The sequence below is a fragment of the Glycocaulis sp. genome (genome assembly GCF_051859565.1).
Lineage (GTDB): Bacteria > Pseudomonadota > Alphaproteobacteria > Caulobacterales > Maricaulaceae > Glycocaulis.
Genome location: NZ_JBHYFK010000004.1, coordinates 161,623 through 181,463 on the forward strand (window position 1 = coordinate 161,623; position 19,841 = coordinate 181,463).

Annotated in this window: 17 protein-coding genes; 1 reads left to right on the plus strand and 16 read right to left on the minus strand. The window is 62.8% G+C overall.

Annotated features, from left to right (window positions below; translation table 11 throughout):
- Window positions 1-1,305: a citrate synthase gene (gene gltA / locus ACTIGC_RS07390; protein WP_439633789.1), complete on the plus strand. Its 1,305-nt coding sequence runs from the start codon at window positions 1-3 to the stop codon at window positions 1,303-1,305.
- A gap of 3 nt (window positions 1,306-1,308) precedes the next feature.
- Here gltA and lpxB read toward each other — a convergent pair whose 3' ends face one another.
- The 16 genes from lpxB to dnaE form a co-directional block, all read right to left on the minus strand.
- Window positions 1,309-2,478: a lipid-A-disaccharide synthase gene (gene lpxB / locus ACTIGC_RS07395; protein ID WP_439633790.1), complete on the minus strand. Its 1,170-nt coding sequence runs from the start codon at window positions 2,476-2,478 to the stop codon at window positions 1,309-1,311.
- Window positions 2,479-2,491: 13 nt separating this feature from the next.
- Window positions 2,492-3,337 (minus strand): LpxI family protein, encoded by an 846-nt coding sequence (locus ACTIGC_RS07400; RefSeq protein WP_439633791.1) that lies wholly within the window; start codon window positions 3,335-3,337, stop codon window positions 2,492-2,494.
- 5 nt (window positions 3,338-3,342) lie between these two features.
- Window positions 3,343-4,134 carry an acyl-ACP--UDP-N-acetylglucosamine O-acyltransferase gene (lpxA, locus tag ACTIGC_RS07405; RefSeq protein WP_439633792.1) on the minus strand — a complete coding sequence of 264 codons (792 nt, stop codon included), beginning with the start codon at window positions 4,132-4,134 and terminating at the stop codon, window positions 3,343-3,345.
- Window positions 4,131-4,604: a 3-hydroxyacyl-ACP dehydratase FabZ gene (fabZ, locus tag ACTIGC_RS07410; protein ID WP_439633793.1), complete on the minus strand. Its 474-nt coding sequence runs from the start codon at window positions 4,602-4,604 to the stop codon at window positions 4,131-4,133. Before fabZ ends, lpxA begins: the two co-directional genes overlap by 4 nt.
- A gap of 24 nt (window positions 4,605-4,628) precedes the next feature.
- Window positions 4,629-5,684, minus strand: a complete 1,056-nt coding sequence (lpxD, locus tag ACTIGC_RS07415) for a UDP-3-O-(3-hydroxymyristoyl)glucosamine N-acyltransferase (protein ID WP_439633794.1) — start codon at window positions 5,682-5,684, stop codon at window positions 4,629-4,631.
- An 11-nt stretch (window positions 5,685-5,695) separates the two neighbouring features.
- Complete coding sequence (locus tag ACTIGC_RS07420) at window positions 5,696-6,304, minus strand: OmpH family outer membrane protein (RefSeq protein WP_439633795.1); 609 nt, start codon at window positions 6,302-6,304, stop codon at window positions 5,696-5,698.
- Between the two features lie 4 nt (window positions 6,305-6,308).
- Window positions 6,309-8,681, minus strand: coding sequence for an outer membrane protein assembly factor BamA (bamA, locus tag ACTIGC_RS07425; protein WP_439633796.1), 2,373 nt, complete (start codon window positions 8,679-8,681; stop codon window positions 6,309-6,311).
- 34 nt (window positions 8,682-8,715) lie between these two features.
- Complete coding sequence (locus tag ACTIGC_RS07430; protein ID WP_439633797.1) at window positions 8,716-9,915, minus strand: M50 family metallopeptidase; 1,200 nt, start codon at window positions 9,913-9,915, stop codon at window positions 8,716-8,718.
- 6 nt (window positions 9,916-9,921) lie between these two features.
- Window positions 9,922-11,121 (minus strand): 1-deoxy-D-xylulose-5-phosphate reductoisomerase, encoded by a 1,200-nt coding sequence (gene dxr / locus ACTIGC_RS07435; protein ID WP_439633798.1) that lies wholly within the window; start codon window positions 11,119-11,121, stop codon window positions 9,922-9,924.
- Complete coding sequence (locus tag ACTIGC_RS07440) at window positions 11,122-11,949, minus strand: phosphatidate cytidylyltransferase (RefSeq protein WP_439633799.1); 828 nt, start codon at window positions 11,947-11,949, stop codon at window positions 11,122-11,124.
- Complete coding sequence (uppS, locus tag ACTIGC_RS07445) at window positions 11,946-12,668, minus strand: polyprenyl diphosphate synthase (RefSeq protein ID WP_439633800.1); 723 nt, start codon at window positions 12,666-12,668, stop codon at window positions 11,946-11,948. The genes ACTIGC_RS07440 and uppS overlap by 4 nt, the downstream gene beginning before the upstream one ends.
- 43 nt (window positions 12,669-12,711) lie before the next feature.
- Window positions 12,712-13,278: a ribosome recycling factor gene (frr, locus tag ACTIGC_RS07450; protein WP_127567138.1), complete on the minus strand. Its 567-nt coding sequence runs from the start codon at window positions 13,276-13,278 to the stop codon at window positions 12,712-12,714.
- Between the two features lie 7 nt (window positions 13,279-13,285).
- On the minus strand, window positions 13,286-14,041 hold the full coding sequence (gene pyrH, locus ACTIGC_RS07455) for a UMP kinase (protein WP_373870270.1): 756 nt from the start codon (window positions 14,039-14,041) through the stop codon (window positions 13,286-13,288).
- Window positions 14,042-14,119: 78 nt separating this feature from the next.
- Window positions 14,120-15,061 (minus strand): translation elongation factor Ts, encoded by a 942-nt coding sequence (gene tsf / locus ACTIGC_RS07460; protein ID WP_439633801.1) that lies wholly within the window; start codon window positions 15,059-15,061, stop codon window positions 14,120-14,122.
- Window positions 15,062-15,094: 33 nt separating this feature from the next.
- Complete coding sequence (gene rpsB / locus ACTIGC_RS07465; protein WP_127567141.1) at window positions 15,095-15,916, minus strand: 30S ribosomal protein S2; 822 nt, start codon at window positions 15,914-15,916, stop codon at window positions 15,095-15,097.
- 207 nt (window positions 15,917-16,123) lie between these two features.
- Window positions 16,124-19,582, minus strand: coding sequence for a DNA polymerase III subunit alpha (dnaE, locus tag ACTIGC_RS07470; protein WP_439633802.1), 3,459 nt, complete (start codon window positions 19,580-19,582; stop codon window positions 16,124-16,126).
- Window positions 19,583-19,841: the final 259 nt, after the last annotated feature.

Here is a 19,841-nt window from a genome sequence, read left to right on the forward strand (position 1 = left end):
ATGAAGAACAAGACCGAAAAAACGGGCTCCGCCCAGCTTACCATTAACGGCAAGACGATTGACTTGCCGGTTCTGGGCGGCTCGGTTGGCCCCGATGTCATCGACATCCGCACGCTTTACCGCGACGCTGGCGTGTTTACGTACGACCCGGGATTTACCTCAACGGCCAGCTGTGAAAGCCAGATCACCTACATCGATGGTGATGAGGGCATTCTCCTGTACCGGGGCTACCCGATTGACCAGCTGGCGGAAAACTCCTCCTTCATCGAGGTATCCTATCTCCTGCTGCATGGTGAGCTGCCGTCTGCAAAAGAGCTGGAGGAGTTTGACTGGACGATCCGCCGTCACACCATGCTGCACGACCAGTTTGACCAGTTCTTCCGCGGCTATCGCCGTGATGCGCACCCGATGGCGGTGATGGTGGGAACGGTCGGTGCGCTCTCGGCCTTCTATCACGACTCCACCGACATCAATGACCCCAAGGCGCGCACCATCGCCAGCCACCGCATGATCGCCAAAATGCCAACCATCGCGGCACGCGCGTTCAAATACTCGGTTGGCCAGCCTTTCATCAGCCCGCGCAACGAGCTGGACTACGCCTCCAATTTCCTGCGCATGTGCTTTGCCGTACCGGCCGAAGACTACAAGGTCTCCCCGACGCTGGCCCGCGCCATGGACCGCATCTTCATCCTGCACGCCGACCACGAGCAGAATGCCTCCACCTCAACGGTTCGCCTCGCCGGCTCGTCTGGCGCCAATCCGTTTGCCTGTATTGCGGCCGGCATTGCCTCGCTCTGGGGCCCGGCCCATGGCGGCGCGAATGAAGCTGCGCTCAACATGCTGGAAGAGATCGGCTCGGTTGACCGGATTCCTGAATACATCAAGCGCGCCAAGGACAAGGATGATCCGTTCCGCCTGATGGGCTTCGGTCACCGCGTCTACAAAAACTACGATCCACGCGCCAAAGTGATGCGCACCACCTGCCACGAAGTGCTCGACGAGCTGGGCGTGAAGAACGATCCGCTTCTGCAAGTCGCCATGGAGCTGGAGCGCATCGCGCTGGAAGACCCGTATTTCGTCGAGAAAAAGCTCTACCCGAATATCGACTTCTATTCAGGCATCACCCTGCGGGCGATGGGCTTCCCCACCGAGATGTTCACGGTGCTCTTCGCACTGGCCCGCACCGTCGGCTGGATCGCTCAATGGTCTGAAATGATTGAAGATCCGACCCAGAAGATCGGCCGCCCACGCCAGGTCTTCACCGGCGCCACCGAACGCGCCTACCTGCCGGTCAGCAAGCGCTAGAAACTACAGCGGGCCGAGTTGAATGAGGGCGCGGGCGGCGTTGACGCTCGCGCCCTCTCCTTGTCCTGCCATCAGTTTGGTTGTTTCCACAAGGGCAGCAGAGATCGCCCTGCGATGGGTTGCATCATCCAGCAGCTTTGCCATATCCGGCACCAGATGCTCTGGCACGGCGCGCGTCTGCAGGCGCTCTGGCAGCAATTCACGCCCGGCAGCGATATTGACCAGGCTGACATAGGGCGCCTTCAGCATGAAGTTCCACGCAATCGTCCATGCGACCGGCCCGAGCCGGTAGCCGACGACGCTCGGCACGCCCATGCGGGACAATTCCAGCGTTACCGTGCCTGAACAGGCCAGCGCCACATCAGCGGCAGCGAACGCATCCAGCCGCTCTTCCGGCCCTACGATGACCATCCCGGACAGCGCATCGCGGCTGGCAAGGCGGCTGTGAACGACTTCGGCCACCGACGGTGCCACCACCGTCACCAGACGCAGGTCTGGGCGGTCTTTTGCCAGCGCTTCAGCCGTGCCAGCGAAATCGTCGAACAGGCGCTCCACCTCCGACTTGCGGCTGCCGAACAGGACCAGCATCACGCGCGCATCCGGCGTTATACCATGGCGTGAACGAAACCCCGCACCGTCGCCCGTCAGGTCGCGTTCCAGCGCCGGATTGCCAACAACGATGGTTGGCAGGCCGCAGGGTTCGAAATAGTCCGGGTCAAACGGGTGAATGGCGAGCAGATTGTCGACCGCGCGTGCCAGTACCTTGGCCCGGCCTGGCCGGGTCGCAAAGGCCTGCGGGCCAATGTATTTGACAATACGCGCGCCAGGACATGCTTCGCGCGCTTTCCACGCTACCCGCAGCATGAACCCCCAGGAATCGATCAGCACAACCTGATCGGCTCGAAACTCCGCCGCGGCGCGGGCGCACGCGCCCGCGCGCTCATGCACCAGCCGCCAGATGCGCAATCCATCGAAGAGGCCCAGAACAGATAGCGCCGAGAGATCAATATCGGTGGTCACGCCCTCAGCCGCCATCGCCTCACGGCCGACCCCAGCGATTTCAACATTGGCCCCCGAAGCGCGCAGCGCACGGATCAGTTCGGCACCGACTATGTCGCCAGACGGTTCAGCGGCAACGATGAAGACTCGCAAGGGCCGGTCTGCCGGGCTCATGAGATATGTCCCTTCAGCTGTGTGCAGAAACGCCGACGACGAAAATGCCGTGACGGCGCGCCGCCTCGTCAACCGCCTCGCGCCCCAGTATCAGCGCCGCACCGGCCTCAACGGCGATGCCGGCAAGCCCGGCGCCCGCCGCGCGCTCCACGGTGGCTACGCCCACCACGGGAAGGTCTATGCGGCGCTCCTGCTGCGGTTTGGGCCGTTTGGCGAGCACGCCGCGCCGCGTCTGCCGGGTGCCGCGAATAGTCTCCGGCAGGCTGGCAACGCGCTCCAGCATGGCGTCTGTGCCTTCCTGTGCCTCCAGCGCGAGCACCAGCCCCTGGCACACGACAGCCCCCTGCCCGGCATCGAGAACGCCTATCGCCGCCGCCATCTGCATGGCCTTGTCGATATCCTGCCGGTGCGCCTCCACATCCACATCGCCTCCAATGACACCCGAAGGAGCAAGCAAAGAGGATGAGAGCTCGTCGGCACCGACGACTTGCAGGCCTTGATCCTCAAACGCCTTCACCACGACACGCAGCAGCGCATCATCTCCGCGTACCGCAGCGGCCAGCAGCCGGGGCAGAAGCTTTGCGCCCTCCATATCCGGCACGAAGTTGCGGAAATCAGGCCGCGTTACTATCCCGGCGAAACAGACGGCATCGCATCCGGCAGCGTGCAGATCCTTCAAGACATGACCAAACTGGCCAATCGTTCTGACAACGGGATCGTCGAACCCGGCGGGGTCGGCAAACCCATGCAGGGCGATCACACAGCCCAACCGGCCGTCAGCGGCACACGCCTGTGCTACCAGGCGCGGCAAGGCGCCGCCACCTGCTATCAGGCCCAGGCGTGTCCAGCTGCCGCTCATGGCTGCTAGCCCTGTTCCGGGCCGCAAAGCGGGCGGGCAGCCGGTGCCTTCACGAAACTGATGATCTCCATCACCTCAGGGCGATGTTCAAACAGGCGGCTAGCGTCCTCCACTCGTTCTGAGAACGCGCCCTCAGCGGCAAAGACCAGCCTGTAGGCCGCGCGCAGGTCATGGATCAGGTCTCGCGAGAAACCCCGCCGCTTGAGACCGACAAGGTTCAGCCCCGCCAGATACCCGTGATTATCGACCATACCATAGGGGATGATGTCCCCTGTCACCGGGGCGCCGCCACCGACGAATGCGTAGCGCCCGACGCGGCATTTCTGATGGATCGCGGACAGGCCGCCCATGATCACGAAATCGCCGATGACCACCTCGCCGCCCAGCGTTGCATTATTGGCAAACACGACATTGTCGCCGACGATGCAGTCATGTCCGACATGGGCGCCCACCATGAAATAGCCGCCAGAACCCACACGCGTGGTCCCGCGGGCAGTCTCGGTGCCCAGATGCATGGTGACGTGTTCGCGCAGCGTGTTGCGCTCACCGATGACAAGGCTGACATCACCGCCCTTGTATTTGAAATCCTGGGGCGGCGAGCCTAGCGCCGCGAAGGGATGCACCACACAGTCGGCCCCGATCTCGGTCTGGTTCAGCACGCTGACATGAGAGATCAGACGGGTGCGGTCGCCGATCTTCACCTTCGGGCCGATCTGGCAAAAGGGACCGATCTCTACGCCCTCGCCCAGCTCGGCGCCCGGCTCGATAATGGCAGACGGGTGAATACGCGTGGTCAAGATGGCTCTCCTTGAGACTGGCGCTGCGCCGAAGTTGCCGAGAACTCCGCCTCGGCCACCTTCACGCCATTGACCCGGGCCTCGCCCTCGAAACGGAACAGCCCGCGGCGATTGGCCAGCACACGTACCGGCATGTCCAGCACGTCGCCCGGCCGGACCGGCTTGCGGAAGCGGGCACGGTCCACGCCAATGAACAGGATCAGCGTATTGGCTATGTCAGCGTCCAGCGTCTTGGACATCAGCAACGCGCCGGTCTGGGCCAGGGCTTCAATCATCAGCACGCCCGGCATGACGGGATTTTCAGGGAAATGCCCCTGGAAATAAGGCTCACCCGCCGACACGCACTTTATCCCGACGATGGATTCGCCTTCCACATAGCTATGGGCGCGATCGACCATCAGAAAGGGAAAGCGGTGCGGCAAGCGGGCGAGTATCTCGTCCGGGCCAATTATATTGCTTGCGTCTGTCATGGAGCCCCCATGTCATCCGCCGGGCTATCCACCCGGCTTGTCATCGTCTCTGTTGCCATCGCGTCCGCCAGAGCGTCCCTTGGGCGCAGCAAGACGTTTCAGGATAGCGAGCTCCCTGAGCCAGCCGCGGATGGGTTGAGCAGGCTGCCCCGCCCATGTTTCTCCCGGCGGCACATTTCCGGCAGGTGACGCGTTTGCAGCCAGCCGCACCCCGTCGCCTATCGTGACATGGTCGACAACCCCGACACGTCCGCCAAACTGCGCGCCCCGCCCGATCTTCACGCTACCGGAAACGCCTGCGAACGCTGCCATAAGCGTGTGCTCGCCTATATCCACATTATGCGCGATATGGCACAGATTATCGAGTTTGACGCCGTCGCGCAGGCGCGTGTCACCGAACATGCCCCGGTCGATCGTACAATTGGCGCCCACGCGCACATCGTCGCCTACTATCACCCGGCCGTAATGGGGCAGTTCCACCAGTCCGGCAGGGCCAGGTGCCAGCCCGAAACCGGCCTCGCCAATCACACTACCCGGACCGATCCGGCAATTACGCCCGATGACGGCAAATCCGACAACCGCACATGCAGACACGCGGGTCCCGTCACCGATCTCCACGCCGCTTCCGATAACGGCATTCGGACCAATATGGCAGTTCGCTCCGATATGGGCACCTTCACCGATAGAGGCACCAGCACAGATCACTGCATCGGGCGCGATGACAGCAGATGGATGAATTGCGTGACCGGACGCGCTTTCGCGTGGCGCAACGATCCTGCCGGCGATAGCAGCAAAGGCCGCTTTGGGGTGCCTGACGGCAATGAACGCCGCACGCGGGTGCAACACTGCATCTGTCAACGCGCCAGCATTGCCGATAATAACGCCCGCGTGCGCCGCGAGCGCGTCGGGCAGTTTCGCACCGTCTACAAATACCAGCGCTCCGGCCAATGGCTCGCTGGCCGATGCCACGTCAACGGCCTCACAAACGGGATTGCCGGTGAGCTCACCATTGAGCTCACCGGCAATGTCCTTCGCGTACAGCGTGCCGGCAGGCCGGTAGAACCGGGGGTCAACAGCCACCGGACTAACGTCTACTGACCGTTACCGCTGCCACCCTCTGGCGCGCGTACACGCGTCACCGGCGTGGTCTGGATACGCTGGTTCAGCCGCTCGATCACCGTAGCAGTAACGTCCACGCTGTCAGCCGCATAAACAACCTGCGAACGGTCGAGCAGGACGGTGGCGCTACGCTCGTTGACCAGTTCCTGGAGGACGGTCTGAAGCGTCTCGAGCACCGGACGAAGCGCCTGACGCTCCGTCAGCACCAGCTCCTGCTGGCGGACCCGGCGCAGACGCTCAAGCTGCTGGGCGTTCTGCTGCAGCTGCTGGATGCGCTGCATCAGGTCCGGGCGTTGCTGAATGGCATCCTGGCTCAGCGCCGAGGTTTCAGCCTGCAGGGCCTCGTTCTCCTGGTTGAGAGGCTGGGCAGCGGCTTCCAGTTCAGTCTGGATTTCGCGGCCGATAACCTCGAGCTGGCTGGCAATATGCCGGCCGACCTGGCTCTCGGTAAGGATGGTCTCTTCGTTAATGACCAGAATGTTCTGTGCGTGGGCAGCGCCAAGCGTGCCAAGGGCAAGAACAACACCGGCAAAGAACGCGCGAATGCGTTTGCTGGCAATCTGGCTGGGTTGGAAAGTCATTGTGTTAGAACCCTGTACTTGTGCTGAAACGGAAGAACTCACGGCGGTCATACTCTTGATGAACCACTGCTTCGGCGAAGTCAAAACGCACCGGACCAAATGGCGAGTCCCAGAAAATACTGACGCCCACCGACACACGCGGTGCCAGCTCATCAATCGTGAAGGGCGATGTTGTTCCGCCTACGTCAGCAATCTGGTCAACTGAAGGCAGGACACCCATCGTGCCAAACTCGGTGAACACGCTCCCGCGTACGCCGTACTGCTCGGGCAGTCCCAGCGGGAAGCCCAGTTCAAGCGCGCCGATAGCGTAGAAATTGCCACCCAGTGCGTCACCGCGGATCAACTGGCCCTCCGCGTTACGCTGCACGACGCGCGGGCCAATACCTGCCGTCTCGAACCCGCGGAAGGAATTGCCACCCTTGAAGAAGCGGTCGTTGATCCGCACGTCATCCCCGCCCCAGCCAAGTATCAGGCCCGTCTCACCGGTCAGGCTGAGGACAATGTCGGGACGGAAGACATTGCGGTAAATGGCGCCGCGCCCTTCCGTACGAACATAGCGCACATCACCGCCAAAGCCGGCAAGCTCCTGATTCAGGTTGAGCTGAAAACCATTCGTCGGACGGCGGAAATCGTCAATCCGGTTCCACGCTACGGAGTAGCCTACAAGGGATGTAAGCCGTGAGCCCGACGCGCGGGCAATGGCGCTGGATACGCCGGCAAAGGTGCGCACCTCGTCATTGCGCAGTGTAAAATTCAACCCGCCTTCAACCGAAGCGGTGAGCGGAAAGCCCGTACGCAGGCTGAAGCCGGTGGATTCAGTTTCAAAGGATGCTTCCCTTGAGAAGTTGGAGCGCACCTGGAACAGGTCGAAACCGGCCGCAAGATTGCGGTCGAGGAAGCGCGGTTCGGTGAAACGGATATCGATCTGGCGGCGGCGTGAACTTTCCGAAACACGAAGACGCAGGAACTGGCCGCGGCCACGCAGATTCCGCTCCGATACCGAGAAATCAACAAGGAAGGAGTCTGTCGAAGAGTAACCCACGCCGAAAGCAAGTTCGCCGGTAGGCTGCTCGGTTACGTTCACCTGCAGCCGCGCACGATCCGCGCTGCTTCCCTGTACTGGTGTAATTTCGACATTTTCAAAGAAGCCGAGGCGCCGCACCCGCTGACGCGACAGATTCACCAGCACCTGGTTGAACGCATCACCTTCTACCAGCTCCATTTCCCGCCGGATCACCCGGTCGAGGGTACGTGAATTGCCCAGAATATCGATCCGCTCGATATATACGCGCGGCGCCGGATTGATGACGTATTCAATATCGACCGTCTGCGTTTCCCGGTTCGTGCGCACGCGCGGACGAACATCCACGAACGCATACCCTGCGGCACCGGCGGCGAAGGTCAGCGTATCCACGGATTCTTCAATCCGGCTGCCCACATACAGGCTGCCCGGACGGGTAGAGACGATCGCCTCAAGATATTCGGAGCTGAGATCTTCAATCTCGGTCGTGACCGTGATCTCTCCGAAATTATACACTTGGCCTTCATCGACCGTGTAGGTGATGTAGAAACCGGACTGGTCAGGCACCAGTTCGGCAATGGCCGAACTCACGCGGAAGTCGGCATATCCACGATCGGCGTAGAATTCACGCAGCCTTTCACGGTCAAATTCGAGACGATCCGGATCATAGTTGTCATTGGAGTTGAAAAGACGCCACCAGCGCGCTTCGCTGGTTACGACTTCGCCGCGCAGGCGGCGGTCAGAAAAGGCGCGGTTACCCACGAAATTGATCCGCCGCACGCCAGTCGTCGGGCCTTCCGAAATCTCGAAAACGAGGTCGACCCGGTTCTGCGGCAGCTCGACAATCTGCGGGTTTACCTGCACGGCGAAACGGCCAGAGCGGCGATAGACCTCAAGGATACGCTGGACATCCGCCTGGACGCGGGCGCGCGTGAACAGGGCTCGCGGCTGGAGCTGGATCTCGTCGGTGATCCGGCTGTCACTGACCGCGCGGTTGCCTTCCAGCACGACCCGGTTGATGACCGGATTCTCGCGCACGAAGATGATGAGCGTAGAACCCTCAATGCCTACGCGGACATCAGCAAACAGATTGGTCGCGAACAGGGTCTGGATCGACAGGTTGATCAGCCGCGGGTCAGCCGCATCGCCCGGTCGCACCAGCATGTAGGACAGGATGGTGTCGGCTTCGACACGCTGATTACCCTCAACGAGAATCTGCATGACGCGCACAGGCCCCTGCTCTTCCTGCAGGCTTTGCGCATCCAGCTGGGGCGCTTGCTCCTGGGCCGGCTGGGCATAGGCCAGCGGTGAGCACAGAAACGCCAGGGCCGCTATCGTCCAGACGAAAAACTTCATTGACTGCACCACCCTGGTCCCGTTCTGCCAGCCATCATGAGAAGAGGCCAACCAGATAACTCAAATCATTCCAAGTGGCGACAACCATCAGCCCGAGGATCAGCGCGAGACCGGCCTTGAGGCCAATCGACTGAACCGAAGGGCTGGGTGGATGTTTCGCCACGGCTTCGTAGGCGTAATACACAAGGTGGCCACCGTCTAGAACCGGGATTGGCAGGAGGTTCATCAAACCGATCGCCACCGACAACAGCCCGGCCAGCAGGACAAGGCTCGTCAGAAGCCGTGCCAGTGCGGCCCCCAGATCATAGCTTGCGCCTTCCTGCGCGCCGGGATCACTGACAGCCGTATTGGCAATCTGCCCCGCCGTAGTGGCGATTCCCAGCGGCCCGTTTATGTGCTCGAACGACGCCCGGAACGTGACCAGGCGCGCCATGTAGTCAACAATTGTTACCGAAATATCGGCCGTACGCGTGACGCCATGGCCAAGCGCCTCAATAGGCCCGAACCGGCGCTGGACGATTTCGGCATCGCGGGAAAGGCCGACACCCAGATAGCCGAATGCCCGCGTACCGCCGAGCCCGTCATCACGCATCTGCCGACGCGGCGTGGCCTCCAGGGCCAGCTCCGCTCCGTCCCGCTCTACCGTGAAACGCATGGGCTGTCCTGCCCGCGTCATCACGGCTTGCGAGAGATCGGTAAAGGTGCGGGCGCGTTGCCCATCGATTGTGAGCAGCAAATCGCCGGCCTGGAAGCCCGCCGCTTCGGCGGGACTGTCTGCTTCCACCTGACCGATACGGGGCTCTATCGTTACATCGCCGCGCACCATGCCCAGTGCGGCAAACAGCACGATGGCGAGCAGGAAATTGGCCACCGGACCGGCCAGCACAATAATCGCACGCTGCCACACCGGTTTGAAATGAAACACTTTTCCGGAGTCGCTGCGCGCGGCGCGCAGGCGCTCAAGCGTTTCGGGGTCGCGCGCGCTTGCTGCATTGGCATCACCGAGAAAGCGGACATACCCACCGAGTGGCAACCCGGCCACCCGCCACAACGTGCCCTTGCGGTCGTGCCAGCTGAACAGGGTCGGACCGAAGCCGATCGAAAACACCTCGGCGTGAACCCCAAAAAAACGGCCGGCGAGATAATGTCCCAGTTCGTGGATGACCACGACAAAGGAAATCACGGCAACGAAGGCCGCGACGCTGAGCAGTCCCGATCCAAGCAAGTCCGTCACGCTGCCTTATGCTCCCTGTGCAAGGCTGGCGCTGCGCCGCGCGCGCGCCTTTACCAGCGATACTGCAAGCTCGCGCGCTGCAGCGTCCGCCGCGTATACCGTATCGAAGTCGGTCAAAGAACCTCTGGCTACCCCCTCACCCTGGTCCAGAGAGTCCGCAACGATTGCGGCGATGTCAAGGAAGCCGACATGACCATTCAGAAAGGCGTCCACCGCGATTTCATTGGCGGCGTTCAGGATGACAGGGCTCGCCCCGCCTTCCCGGAAAGCAGCGCGCGCGAGCTCCAGAGCCGGGAAACGCTGCGGATCGGGAGCCTCAAAAGTCAGCTTGCCCAGAGCCGGCAGGTCGAGGCGTGAAACGCTCGTTTCCATGCGGTCCGGCCAGCCCAGTGCATGGGCAATCGGAGTGCGCATATCGGGCGTGCCCATCTGGGCCAGCAGGCCGCCATCCTGATGCTCCACGAGCCCGTGCACGATGGATTCCGGGTGAACGATCACATCCACTCTCTCTGGCGGCAGGGCGAAGAGGTGGCAGGCCTCGATGACCTCCAGCCCCTTGTTCATCATCGTTGCCGAATCCACGGATATCTTGGCGCCCATCGACCATACAGGGTGGGCAACTGCATCACGGGCAGTGGCACGCGCCATGGTCTCAAGGCTGGAATTACGGAACGGCCCGCCGGATGCGGTCAGGATGATCCGGCGCACGCTGGCCGCATCGCTCCCCCCGAGGGCCTGAAAAATCGCGTTATGCTCGGAATCGACCGGCAGGATCGTCGCGCCGGATCGGCGCGCGCTTTCCATGAAAAGCGGCCCGGCGCAAACAAGCGCTTCCTTGTTGGCCAGCGCGACAACCTTGCCGCGTTTTACCGCCGCCAGTGTAGGCGCCAGGCCCGCAGCACCGACAATGGCGGCCATTGTCCAGTCCGCGTCCATCGAAGCGGCCTCGGCAACAGCTGACGCGCCAGCACCCCATTGCAGGCCCGAGCCTGCCAGAGCGGCCTCCAGCACATGGGCCTGGCGTGGATCAGAAAGCGCCGTGAAGCGCGGACGGAAGCGCAAGGCCAGCTCTGCGAGCTCTGCCGCGCGGGTATTGGCCGTCAGGGCCGTGACGGCGTACTGCCCGGCAGGTGCTGCCGCTATCAGGTCAAGCGTCGCCAGCCCGACCGAGCCCGTTGCCCCCAGAATGGAAACGCTGCGCGTCATCTAGAAGCTCCCGCCCGGCCATCCGGCAGGTGCCAGAAGGGAAAAAAGGCCGGCAAAAACAGTCGCGAGCATCAAGGCGTCCACCCTGTCCAGCACCCCGCCATGGCCGGGGATCAGCGTCCCTGCATCCTTCACGCCAAACCGGCGCTTGGCGAGTGACATTACCAGATCACCTGCAACAGCCATGCCCGCAGCCGGCAATGCCGCCGCCAGCGCATAGGCCGGGTCCAGCCCCCACATGCCCGCAACCAGGACACCGGCCGCCGCGCCGCATCCGACCCCGGCCACCAGCCCGGTCCACGTCTTGTTGGGGCTGGCGGCGGGCAGAAGTTTCGGTCCGCCCAGCCAGGTGCCCGCAAGATAGGCGAATGTGTCAGCCGCCCAGACCACAGCCAGCAGGAACAACAAGGCGCCGAGCCCGCCATCTGCCGCGCGCAGGCCAACAAGGATGCTGGCCGCGCTCGCGACATAGATGAGGCCCAGCGGCGCTTCCCACGCCCTGCCCCGCCTGCGGCGGTCCAGATAGGCGCCCGCCGAACCAGCCAGCACCCAGACGGCGCACCAGACCCATTCGCCATTGGCGGCCAGCAGAACCGCGCCAACGGCTGTGCCCGTAGCGATGGAGAAGGCGCGCGGCGGCGCATCCCGGTCCGACATGCGCACCCATTCCCACGCCATGGCGGCCGAGAAGGCAGCGACAAAGATGGCGAACGGGTAGCCGCCAAGCCAGACCAGCCCCAGAGCCAGCGGTGCGAGCACGAGAGCCGATGCCAGCCTGCGCAGGAATACCGGGTCTCTGGGTCCGGGAAGGCGCGCCAGCAGACTCACGGGCGGCCGCCGAAACGCCGGTTGCGCGCCTGGTAGATGGCGATCGCCTCCTTCATGTGGTCCACCGAAAAGTCGGGCCACAACACATCCATGAAAACCAGCTCCGAGTACGCACCCTGCCATAGCAGGAAGTTGGATATGCGCATCTCGCCGCTGGTGCGGATAATCATGTCGGGGTCAGGCAGGCCGCTGGTATCAAGGCGCGCGGCGAAAGCCTTTTCGTCAATCTCGCCTTGCAGGGCGCCGGCCTGAGCCTCTGCCAGCAGCGCCTTGGCTGTCCGGACGATTTCGTCGCGGCCACCATAGTTGAACGCCACATTGAGATTGAATCTTGAATTGGAGGCGGTCCGCGCCTCCGCACGGTCAATAATGTCCAGAATGTCTCGCGAAAGACCCTGGCGGCTGCCCAGGATACGCACCCGAACGCCATTGCGTGCCAGATCGTCCAGATCGGCGTCGACAAATTGCTTGAGCAGGTCAAACAGCGTGCTGACTTCCTCGGAAGAGCGCCGCCAGTTCTCGGTCGAAAAGCCAAAAAGGGTCAGATGGGTCACGCCCAGATCAGCCGAACCGCGCACCAGCGCGCGGACGGCCTCCACACCCTGCCGGTGTCCCATGGCTCTGGGCAGACCGCGCGCGGCCGCCCATCGCCCGTTTCCGTCCATAATCACGGCAACGTGGCGCGGCACCGGAATCTGGCCGCCGGGTTCAGCTGACATCGCAAACAGTCCTCCCCGGACCTGTCAGACAGCAAGCAGGCAATCAGACCTGCGTGATTTCTTCCTGCTTGGCCTTAAGCAGCTCGTCGATCGCGGCGATATTATGGTCGGTGGCCTTCTGGACCTGATCGGAAAAACGCTTGTGCTCGTCTTCGCTGATCAGATTGTCCTTCTCGGCGCGCTTGAGCGCTTCCATACCGTCCCGGCGCACATTGCGCACCGCCACGCGCGCCTGCTCGGCATAGGTGCCAGCCGTCTTGGCCAGCTCGGCGCGGCGCTCTTCATTGAGCGGCGGGATCGGGATGCGGATCAGCGTTCCTTCAACAACCGGATTAAGGCCCAGCGAAGAGTTGCGGATCGCCTTGTCCACAGCTGGCGCAAGATTCTTGTCCCAGACCTGAACCGACAGCATGCGCGATTCCGGAACAGACACGGTACCGACCTGGTTGATCGGGGTCAGGCTGCCATAGGCGTCGATCTTGATCGGATCGAGCAGCGCGATGCTGGCGCGTCCGGTGCGAAGCCCGCCAAACTCCTTCTTCAGCGCCTCAACAGCACCGTCCATGCGGCGCTCGATATCCTTCAGGCTAAAATCGCCAGCCTTGCTCATACTGTCCTCACCTCTTTTGTGCCGGTTTGGGCCCGACCACGGTGCAAACGCCCCGCCCGTCAAGCACATCGGCCAGACCATTCGTCTTCTGGATATCAAACACCACAATCGGTATCTGGTTGTCGCGCATCAGGGTCACCGCCGATGCGTCCATCACTTTCAGGTCGCGCGCGATAACATCAAGATAGTCCAGCTGGTCATAGCGTTCGGCGTTCGGATCCTTCTTGGGATCCGCCGAATAAACGCCATCGACCTGCGTGCCCTTGAACAGGGCATCACAGCCCATCTCAGCCGCGCGCAGCGCCGCCGCCGTATCGGTTGTGAAGAACGGATTGCCGGTTCCGGCCGCGAAAATCACCACCCGGCCCTTTTCCATGTGGCGCACGGCCCGGCGGCGGATATAGGGCTCGCACACCGTCGTCATCGGGATGGCCGACTGAACACGCGTCTGCACGCCCCGGCGTTCCAGCGCCGTCTGCATGGCCAGCGCATTCATCACGGTTGCCAGCATGCCCATATAGTCAGCCGCAGCCCGGTCCATGCCCTTGGCGGCTGCCTGCAGGCCACGGAAAATATTCCCGCCGCCAATTACAAGGCACATTTCATAACCGGCCTTCACCGCAGCGCCGACTTCCTCGGCAATGCGTTCGGCCGTGTTCATGTCGATCCCGTAGGACTGATCGCCCATCAGCGCCTCGCCGGAAACCTTCAAAAGGACCCTGCGATAGGGTCCGGAGGGAACCGGGCGGGCGTCGGCGGGTATCTCGCTCACGGGTATCGTTGCTCCGTCCTGTAAAGCTGTTCCGGCGGCTGGATAGTCCAGCCGCCGGAGATATTCAGATCACGATTTGCCGAGCGCGGCCACTTCGGCAGCGAAATCTTCTTCTTTCTTCTCCACGCCTTCACCCAGCACCATGCGGACAAAACCCGTCAGCTTGATGGGGGCGCCCGCATCCTTGGCTGCCGCCGCGATGGCGCCTTCAACCGTCAGATCCGGATCAAAGACGAAGACCTGCTTGAGAAGCACGACTTCCTCGTAGAACTTGCGCAGGCGGCCTTCGACCATCTTCTCGATGATGGCTTCGGGCTTGCCCGACTGGCGGGCCTGGTCAGCGAACACCGCTTTCTCACGCTCGATGACGTCAGCGGACAGCTCGTCCACATCAACCGCCAGCGCCACAGCCGGTGAACCGGCGGCAACGTGCATGGCGATCTTGCGGCCAAGCTCGGCCAGAACAGCCTTGTCACCCGTCGATTCAAGCGCGACCAGCACGCCGATTTTGCCAAGCCCGTCAGCGGCGGCGTTGTGGACATAGCTGGCCACCACACCGTTCTCGACCGAAAGCGCTGACACACGGCGCAGCGACATGTTCTCGCCAATCTTGGCAATCAGGCTGGTCAGGCTGTCCTCAACCGTCTCGCCAGACTTCGTCTTGGCCTGACGCAGCGCATCGGCATTGTCGGCATCGATGCCCAGTGCGGTGATTTCAGTGACGGCCGCCTGGAACAGCTCGTTACGGGCCACGAAGTCGGTCTCGGCATTCACCTCGACGGCAGCTGCCGCCATGCCATTGCCGCGAGCCGCAGAGGCAACGCCCACAAGGCCATCGGCCGCTACGCGGTCAGCTTTCTTGGCCGCCTTGGACAGGCCCTTCTTGCGAAGCCAGTCAATGGCTGCCTCGACGTCACCATTGGTTTCAGCGAGCGCCTTCTTGCAGTCCATCATGCCCGCGCCGGTGCGTTCGCGCAGGTCCTTGACGAGAGCGGCTGTGATCTCGGCCATGGGGAGTCTCCTGTTATTTTTGTGTCGTTCGACTTAGGCTTTGGCGTCTTCGCTGGCGGGTTCCGCAGCAGCCTCGGCTTGTGCCTCGGGGGCGTCTTCGGTCAGCGCCGGCTCGACCGCCGGGTTAACTGCAGCGCCCATATCGACGCCCAGCGACGCCTGGCTGTCGGAAATGCCGTCCAGCACCGCATCGGCGACGAGGTCGCAGTAGAGCGCGATGGCACGGGCCGCATCATCATTGCCGGGAATCGGGAAATCCACCGGATCGGGATCGCAATTGGTGTCCACCACGGCCACGACCGGGATGTTCAGACGCCGGGCTTCCTGAATGGCGATCGCTTCCTTGTTGGTGTCGATCACGAAGATAAGGTCCGGCGTGCCGCCCATTTCCTTGATGCCGCCGAGCGAACGCTCCAGCTTCTCGCGCTCGCGCGTGAGCATCAGGATCTCTTTCTTGGTGAGGCCTTGCGGGCCGCCATCCTGATCGAGAATGCCTTCCAGCTCGCGCAGGCGGGCGATCGAGATCGAGATCGTGCGCCAGTTGGTCAGCGTGCCGCCGAGCCAGCGATGGTTCATATAGTACTGCGCGCAGCGCTGCGCGGCCTGTGCGACCGGCTCGGACGCCTGACGCTTGGTGCCGACAAACAGGACGCGGCCACCGTTGGCCGCCACTTCGCGCACCTTCACCAGTGCCTGATGGAGCAGCGGAACCGTCTGCGACAGGTCGATAATGTGGATGTTGGAACGCTCACCGAAGATGAACGGACGCATCTTGGGGTTCCAGCGGTGGGTCTGGTGACCGAAGTGCGCACCAGCTTCAAGGAGCTGACGCATGGAGAAGTCAGGAAGGGCCATATCGATTTTCCTTTTCCGGTTGGCCTCCGCAGGGCGGAGCCGGTCTTCCTGCAAAACAGGAAAAGCCAGGCACCGGATCGACGGATTCGAACACCGAACCTGCCGTTGCCCCACGTGCGGGATTGCGGGCGCGCTTATAGGCGTGCTTTGCCCTGCAGACAAGCGCCTGTCTGCGGTGGACGGCCGGAATTTGGCCGGCCCGGCCGGTCAGACAGCCAGCGCCTCGACCGCGCTGACGCCCGGCACCTCTTTCAGGGCGCTGCGCAAGGCGGGATCCAGCCGGTATCCGCCCGGCAGCCGCACCCGCGCACGCGAGCGCCCCTCAACCGGCAAATCGAGCACCACGACCCCGCGCCCCTCGCTTCCGGCAGAGCCCAGGCGTGACAGCCGGGCATGGATGCCATCAAGCGCGGCCACATCCTCCACCTCAACACACAAGCCCGGCAGCTGCGCCTCGCGCAGCAGCCCTTCCAGGGGCTCACAGCCATCCATGATAAGCCGTATCTGCTCGTCCTGGTCCTCGACCTTGAACGTCGCCAGAACCCCCTGCCCGGCCTCCAGAAGGTCACGCACCTCATTGAACACGCGCGGCGGAACCAGCGCCTCGAACTCACCGCTAGGGTCAGACAGGGTGAGGAAGGCAAAGCGCTCATTGGAACGGCGGGAGATTTTCTCCTGCCGGCGGCGGACAATGCCCGCCATGCGCACCGCCTTTACAGACCCCTCCTGTACACGCTGGACCAGCTCCGACCAGCCGACCGCACCGCGCCGCGCCATCACTTCGCTAAACGCATCAAGCGGGTGACCGGACAGATAGAAGCCGATAGCGGCCAGTTCCTCGTCCAGACGCCGGGAGGCCTCCCACGGCTCGAAGGAAGGCAAAGGTGGACGCTCCAGCGCCACCGGATCACTCCCGCCCCCGCCAAACAGGGAAACTTGCGCAGAATCGCGTTCAGCCTGCGCGGCCTGCGCAATCGCGCATAATGTTTCTGCGGCAGCCATGACACGCGCGCGATCCGGCTCAATCCCGTCGAATGCCCCTGCCCGCGCCAGCGTCTCCAGCAGGCGCTTGTTGACATTGCGTGCATCCACGCGCGCAGCAAAATCATAAAGGTCCGCGAACGCGCCGCCGTTACTGCGCGCGCGCACGACCTCTTCCATCGCGCCCATGCCGGCACTGCGGACCGCGCCTAGCCCATAGCGCACGGCACCGTCCTCCACAGAAAAATCGGCCAGCGAACGGTTGATATCCGGCCCCAGCACAGAAACGCCCATATGGCGGCATTCCTGGAAGAACACGGCGAGCTTGTCGGTATTGGCGGCGTCAAGGCTCATCAGCGCGGCCATGAAGGCGACCGGGTGGTGCGCTTTGAGCCAGGCGGTCCGGTAGGCAATGAGCGCATAGGCAGCCGCGTGGGATTTGTTGAAGCCGTATCCGGCAAATTCGGCGACGAGGTCGAAAATGTAGGAGGCTTTCTCCTCCCCAACCCCACGCTCGGCCGCGCCCTTGAGGAAGCGCTCGCGCTGCTTGTCCATCTCCTCCTTCTTCTTCTTGCCCATGGCGCGGCGCAGGAGATCGGCCTCGCCGAGCGAGTAGCCCGACAATATCTGGGCGATCTGCATCACCTGTTCCTGATAGATGATGACCCCGTGGGTCTCTTTCAGGACGGGTTCGAGATCGGGATGGAGGAAATCAGGATCAGACCGGCCGAACTTGCGCTCGACATAGATGTCGATGTTTTTCATCGGGCCGGGACGATAGAGCGAGATCAGCGCGATAATGTCTTCAAACGTGTCCGGCTTCACCTTCTTGAGCGTATCGCGCATGCCGGAACTTTCCAGCTGGAACACACCGATCGTACTGCCTGCCGCCATCAGCGCGTAGGCCGCAGGATCGTCAAGAGGGACCGCATCCAGATCGATGTCTTCGCCCGTGGACGCCTTGATATACTCCACCGCACGCGCCATCACGGTCAGCGTTTTCAGGCCCAGAAAGTCGAACTTCACAAGGCCCGCAGGCTCCACCCATTTCATGTTGAACTGGGTGGCGGGGATGTCAGAGCGCGGATCACGGTAGAGCGGCACAAACTCGGTCAGCGGCCGGTCACCGATCACGATGCCGGCGGCGTGCGTGGACGCGTTCCGGTAGAGGCCTTCCAGCTGCAGCGCGACGGTCATCAGCCGGTCAACGGCTGCATCCTCGCGGCGCATGGCCTGCAGCTTGGGTTCGGTGTCGACCGCCTCGGCCAGCGTGACAGGCTGGGCCGGATTGTTCGGGACCAGCTTGGCGATCCGGTCCACGACCGGAAAGGGTATCTGCAGGACCCGGCCGACATCTCGCACGACAGCGCGCGCCTGTAGCGTACCAAAGGTGATGATCTGGGCCACGCGGTCAGAGCCATAGCGCTCCTGCACATAGCGGATCACCTCGCCCCGGCGCTCCTGACAGAAATCGATATCGAAGTCCGGCATGGACACGCGTTCGGGGTTCAAGAAGCGCTCGAACAGAAGACCAAATCGCAACGGATCGAGATCGGTGATCGTCAGCGCCCAGGCTACGACAGAACCGGCGCCCGATCCCCGTCCCGGCCCGACCGGAATGCCTTGCGCCTTCGACCATTGAATGAAGTCGGCAACAATCAGGAAATAGCCGGGAAAGCCCATGCGCTCGATGACGCCCAGCTCGAAGGCCAGCCGGTCCTCGTATTCTTTGAGGGACGCTGCCGGTTCCACGGCCGCCAGCCGCGCCTTGAGCCCGTCCCGCGCCCGCGCGGCCAGCTCCTCGGCCTCGGTGCGCCCTTCAAGCCCCGGAAAGCGCGGCAGCACCGGATCACCTGTGCGCGGCCGATAGGCGCAGCGGCGCGCAATGTCGAGCGTATTGGCGATAGCCTCCGGCAGGTCGGCGAACACGGCCGCCATTTCAGCACCGCTTTTGAAATAGTGCGCGGGCGTGACCTTGCGGCGGTCATCGACGATCACATAGGTCGACTGCGCGATGCACATCAGCGCGTCGTGGGCTTCATGGCGCTCAGCTGTCGCGAAGTATGGCTCGTTAGTCGCCACCAGCGGCAAATTACGGGCATAGGCCTCCGGGACCAGCCAGTCTTCGGCTGTCACATCATCGGCCCGCCCATGGCGTTGCAATTCAATATAGAGCCGCCCGGCGAACGCTTCACAAAGCCGGTCCAGCACGGCCTCGGCGCGCGGTGCCTTGCCGGAGACAACCAGGCGGTTGAGCACGCCGTCATATCCGCCCGTGAGGCAGATCAGCCCGTCACTGTGTTCGAGGATCGCGCTGAGCGGCACCGAAGGTTCATCAGCGGGTCCGACATCGAGATAGGCTGACGAGGAGAGCGAAACGAGATTGCGGTAGCCGGTCTCATTCTGGACCAGCAGAACGAGCGTGCCAGTGGGGACAATCCTCTCCCCGGGCCTCTCCGATTCCAGCTTCACAGACAGGGTGCAGCCGATGATCGGCTGCACGCCCGCACCGGACAGATATTCGGAAAACTCCAGCGCACCGAAGAGATTATTGCTGTCGGTCAGCGCCAGCGCAGGCATGTCCATCTCGCCGCAGAGCTTTGCCAGCTCCGGGATGCGCGTGGCCCCTTCCAGCAGGGAATAGGGCGAACGGCTGCGTAGATGGACGAATGCGCTATCGTTCATACCCGTCTCCTGTAGCCCCGCCCGTCAGGCAGGCTGCCAACTCTCGCCGGATTCGGACGGGCTACCGACCTGCCATGTCAGCCCTAGCCTATGAGCGCCGTGCTCCATGTCAGCACAACGGCCACGAACCCGAGCGTAACAAAGGCGGTGCTGGCCTCTTCGATCAAGCGCTTCATGTGAGAACTCCTGTTGAAAGGTGCGATATTCGCTGTTTGTTCCGCTTGAAATATTCGCCTTTTGTTCCGCCGTCAAGCAGAAT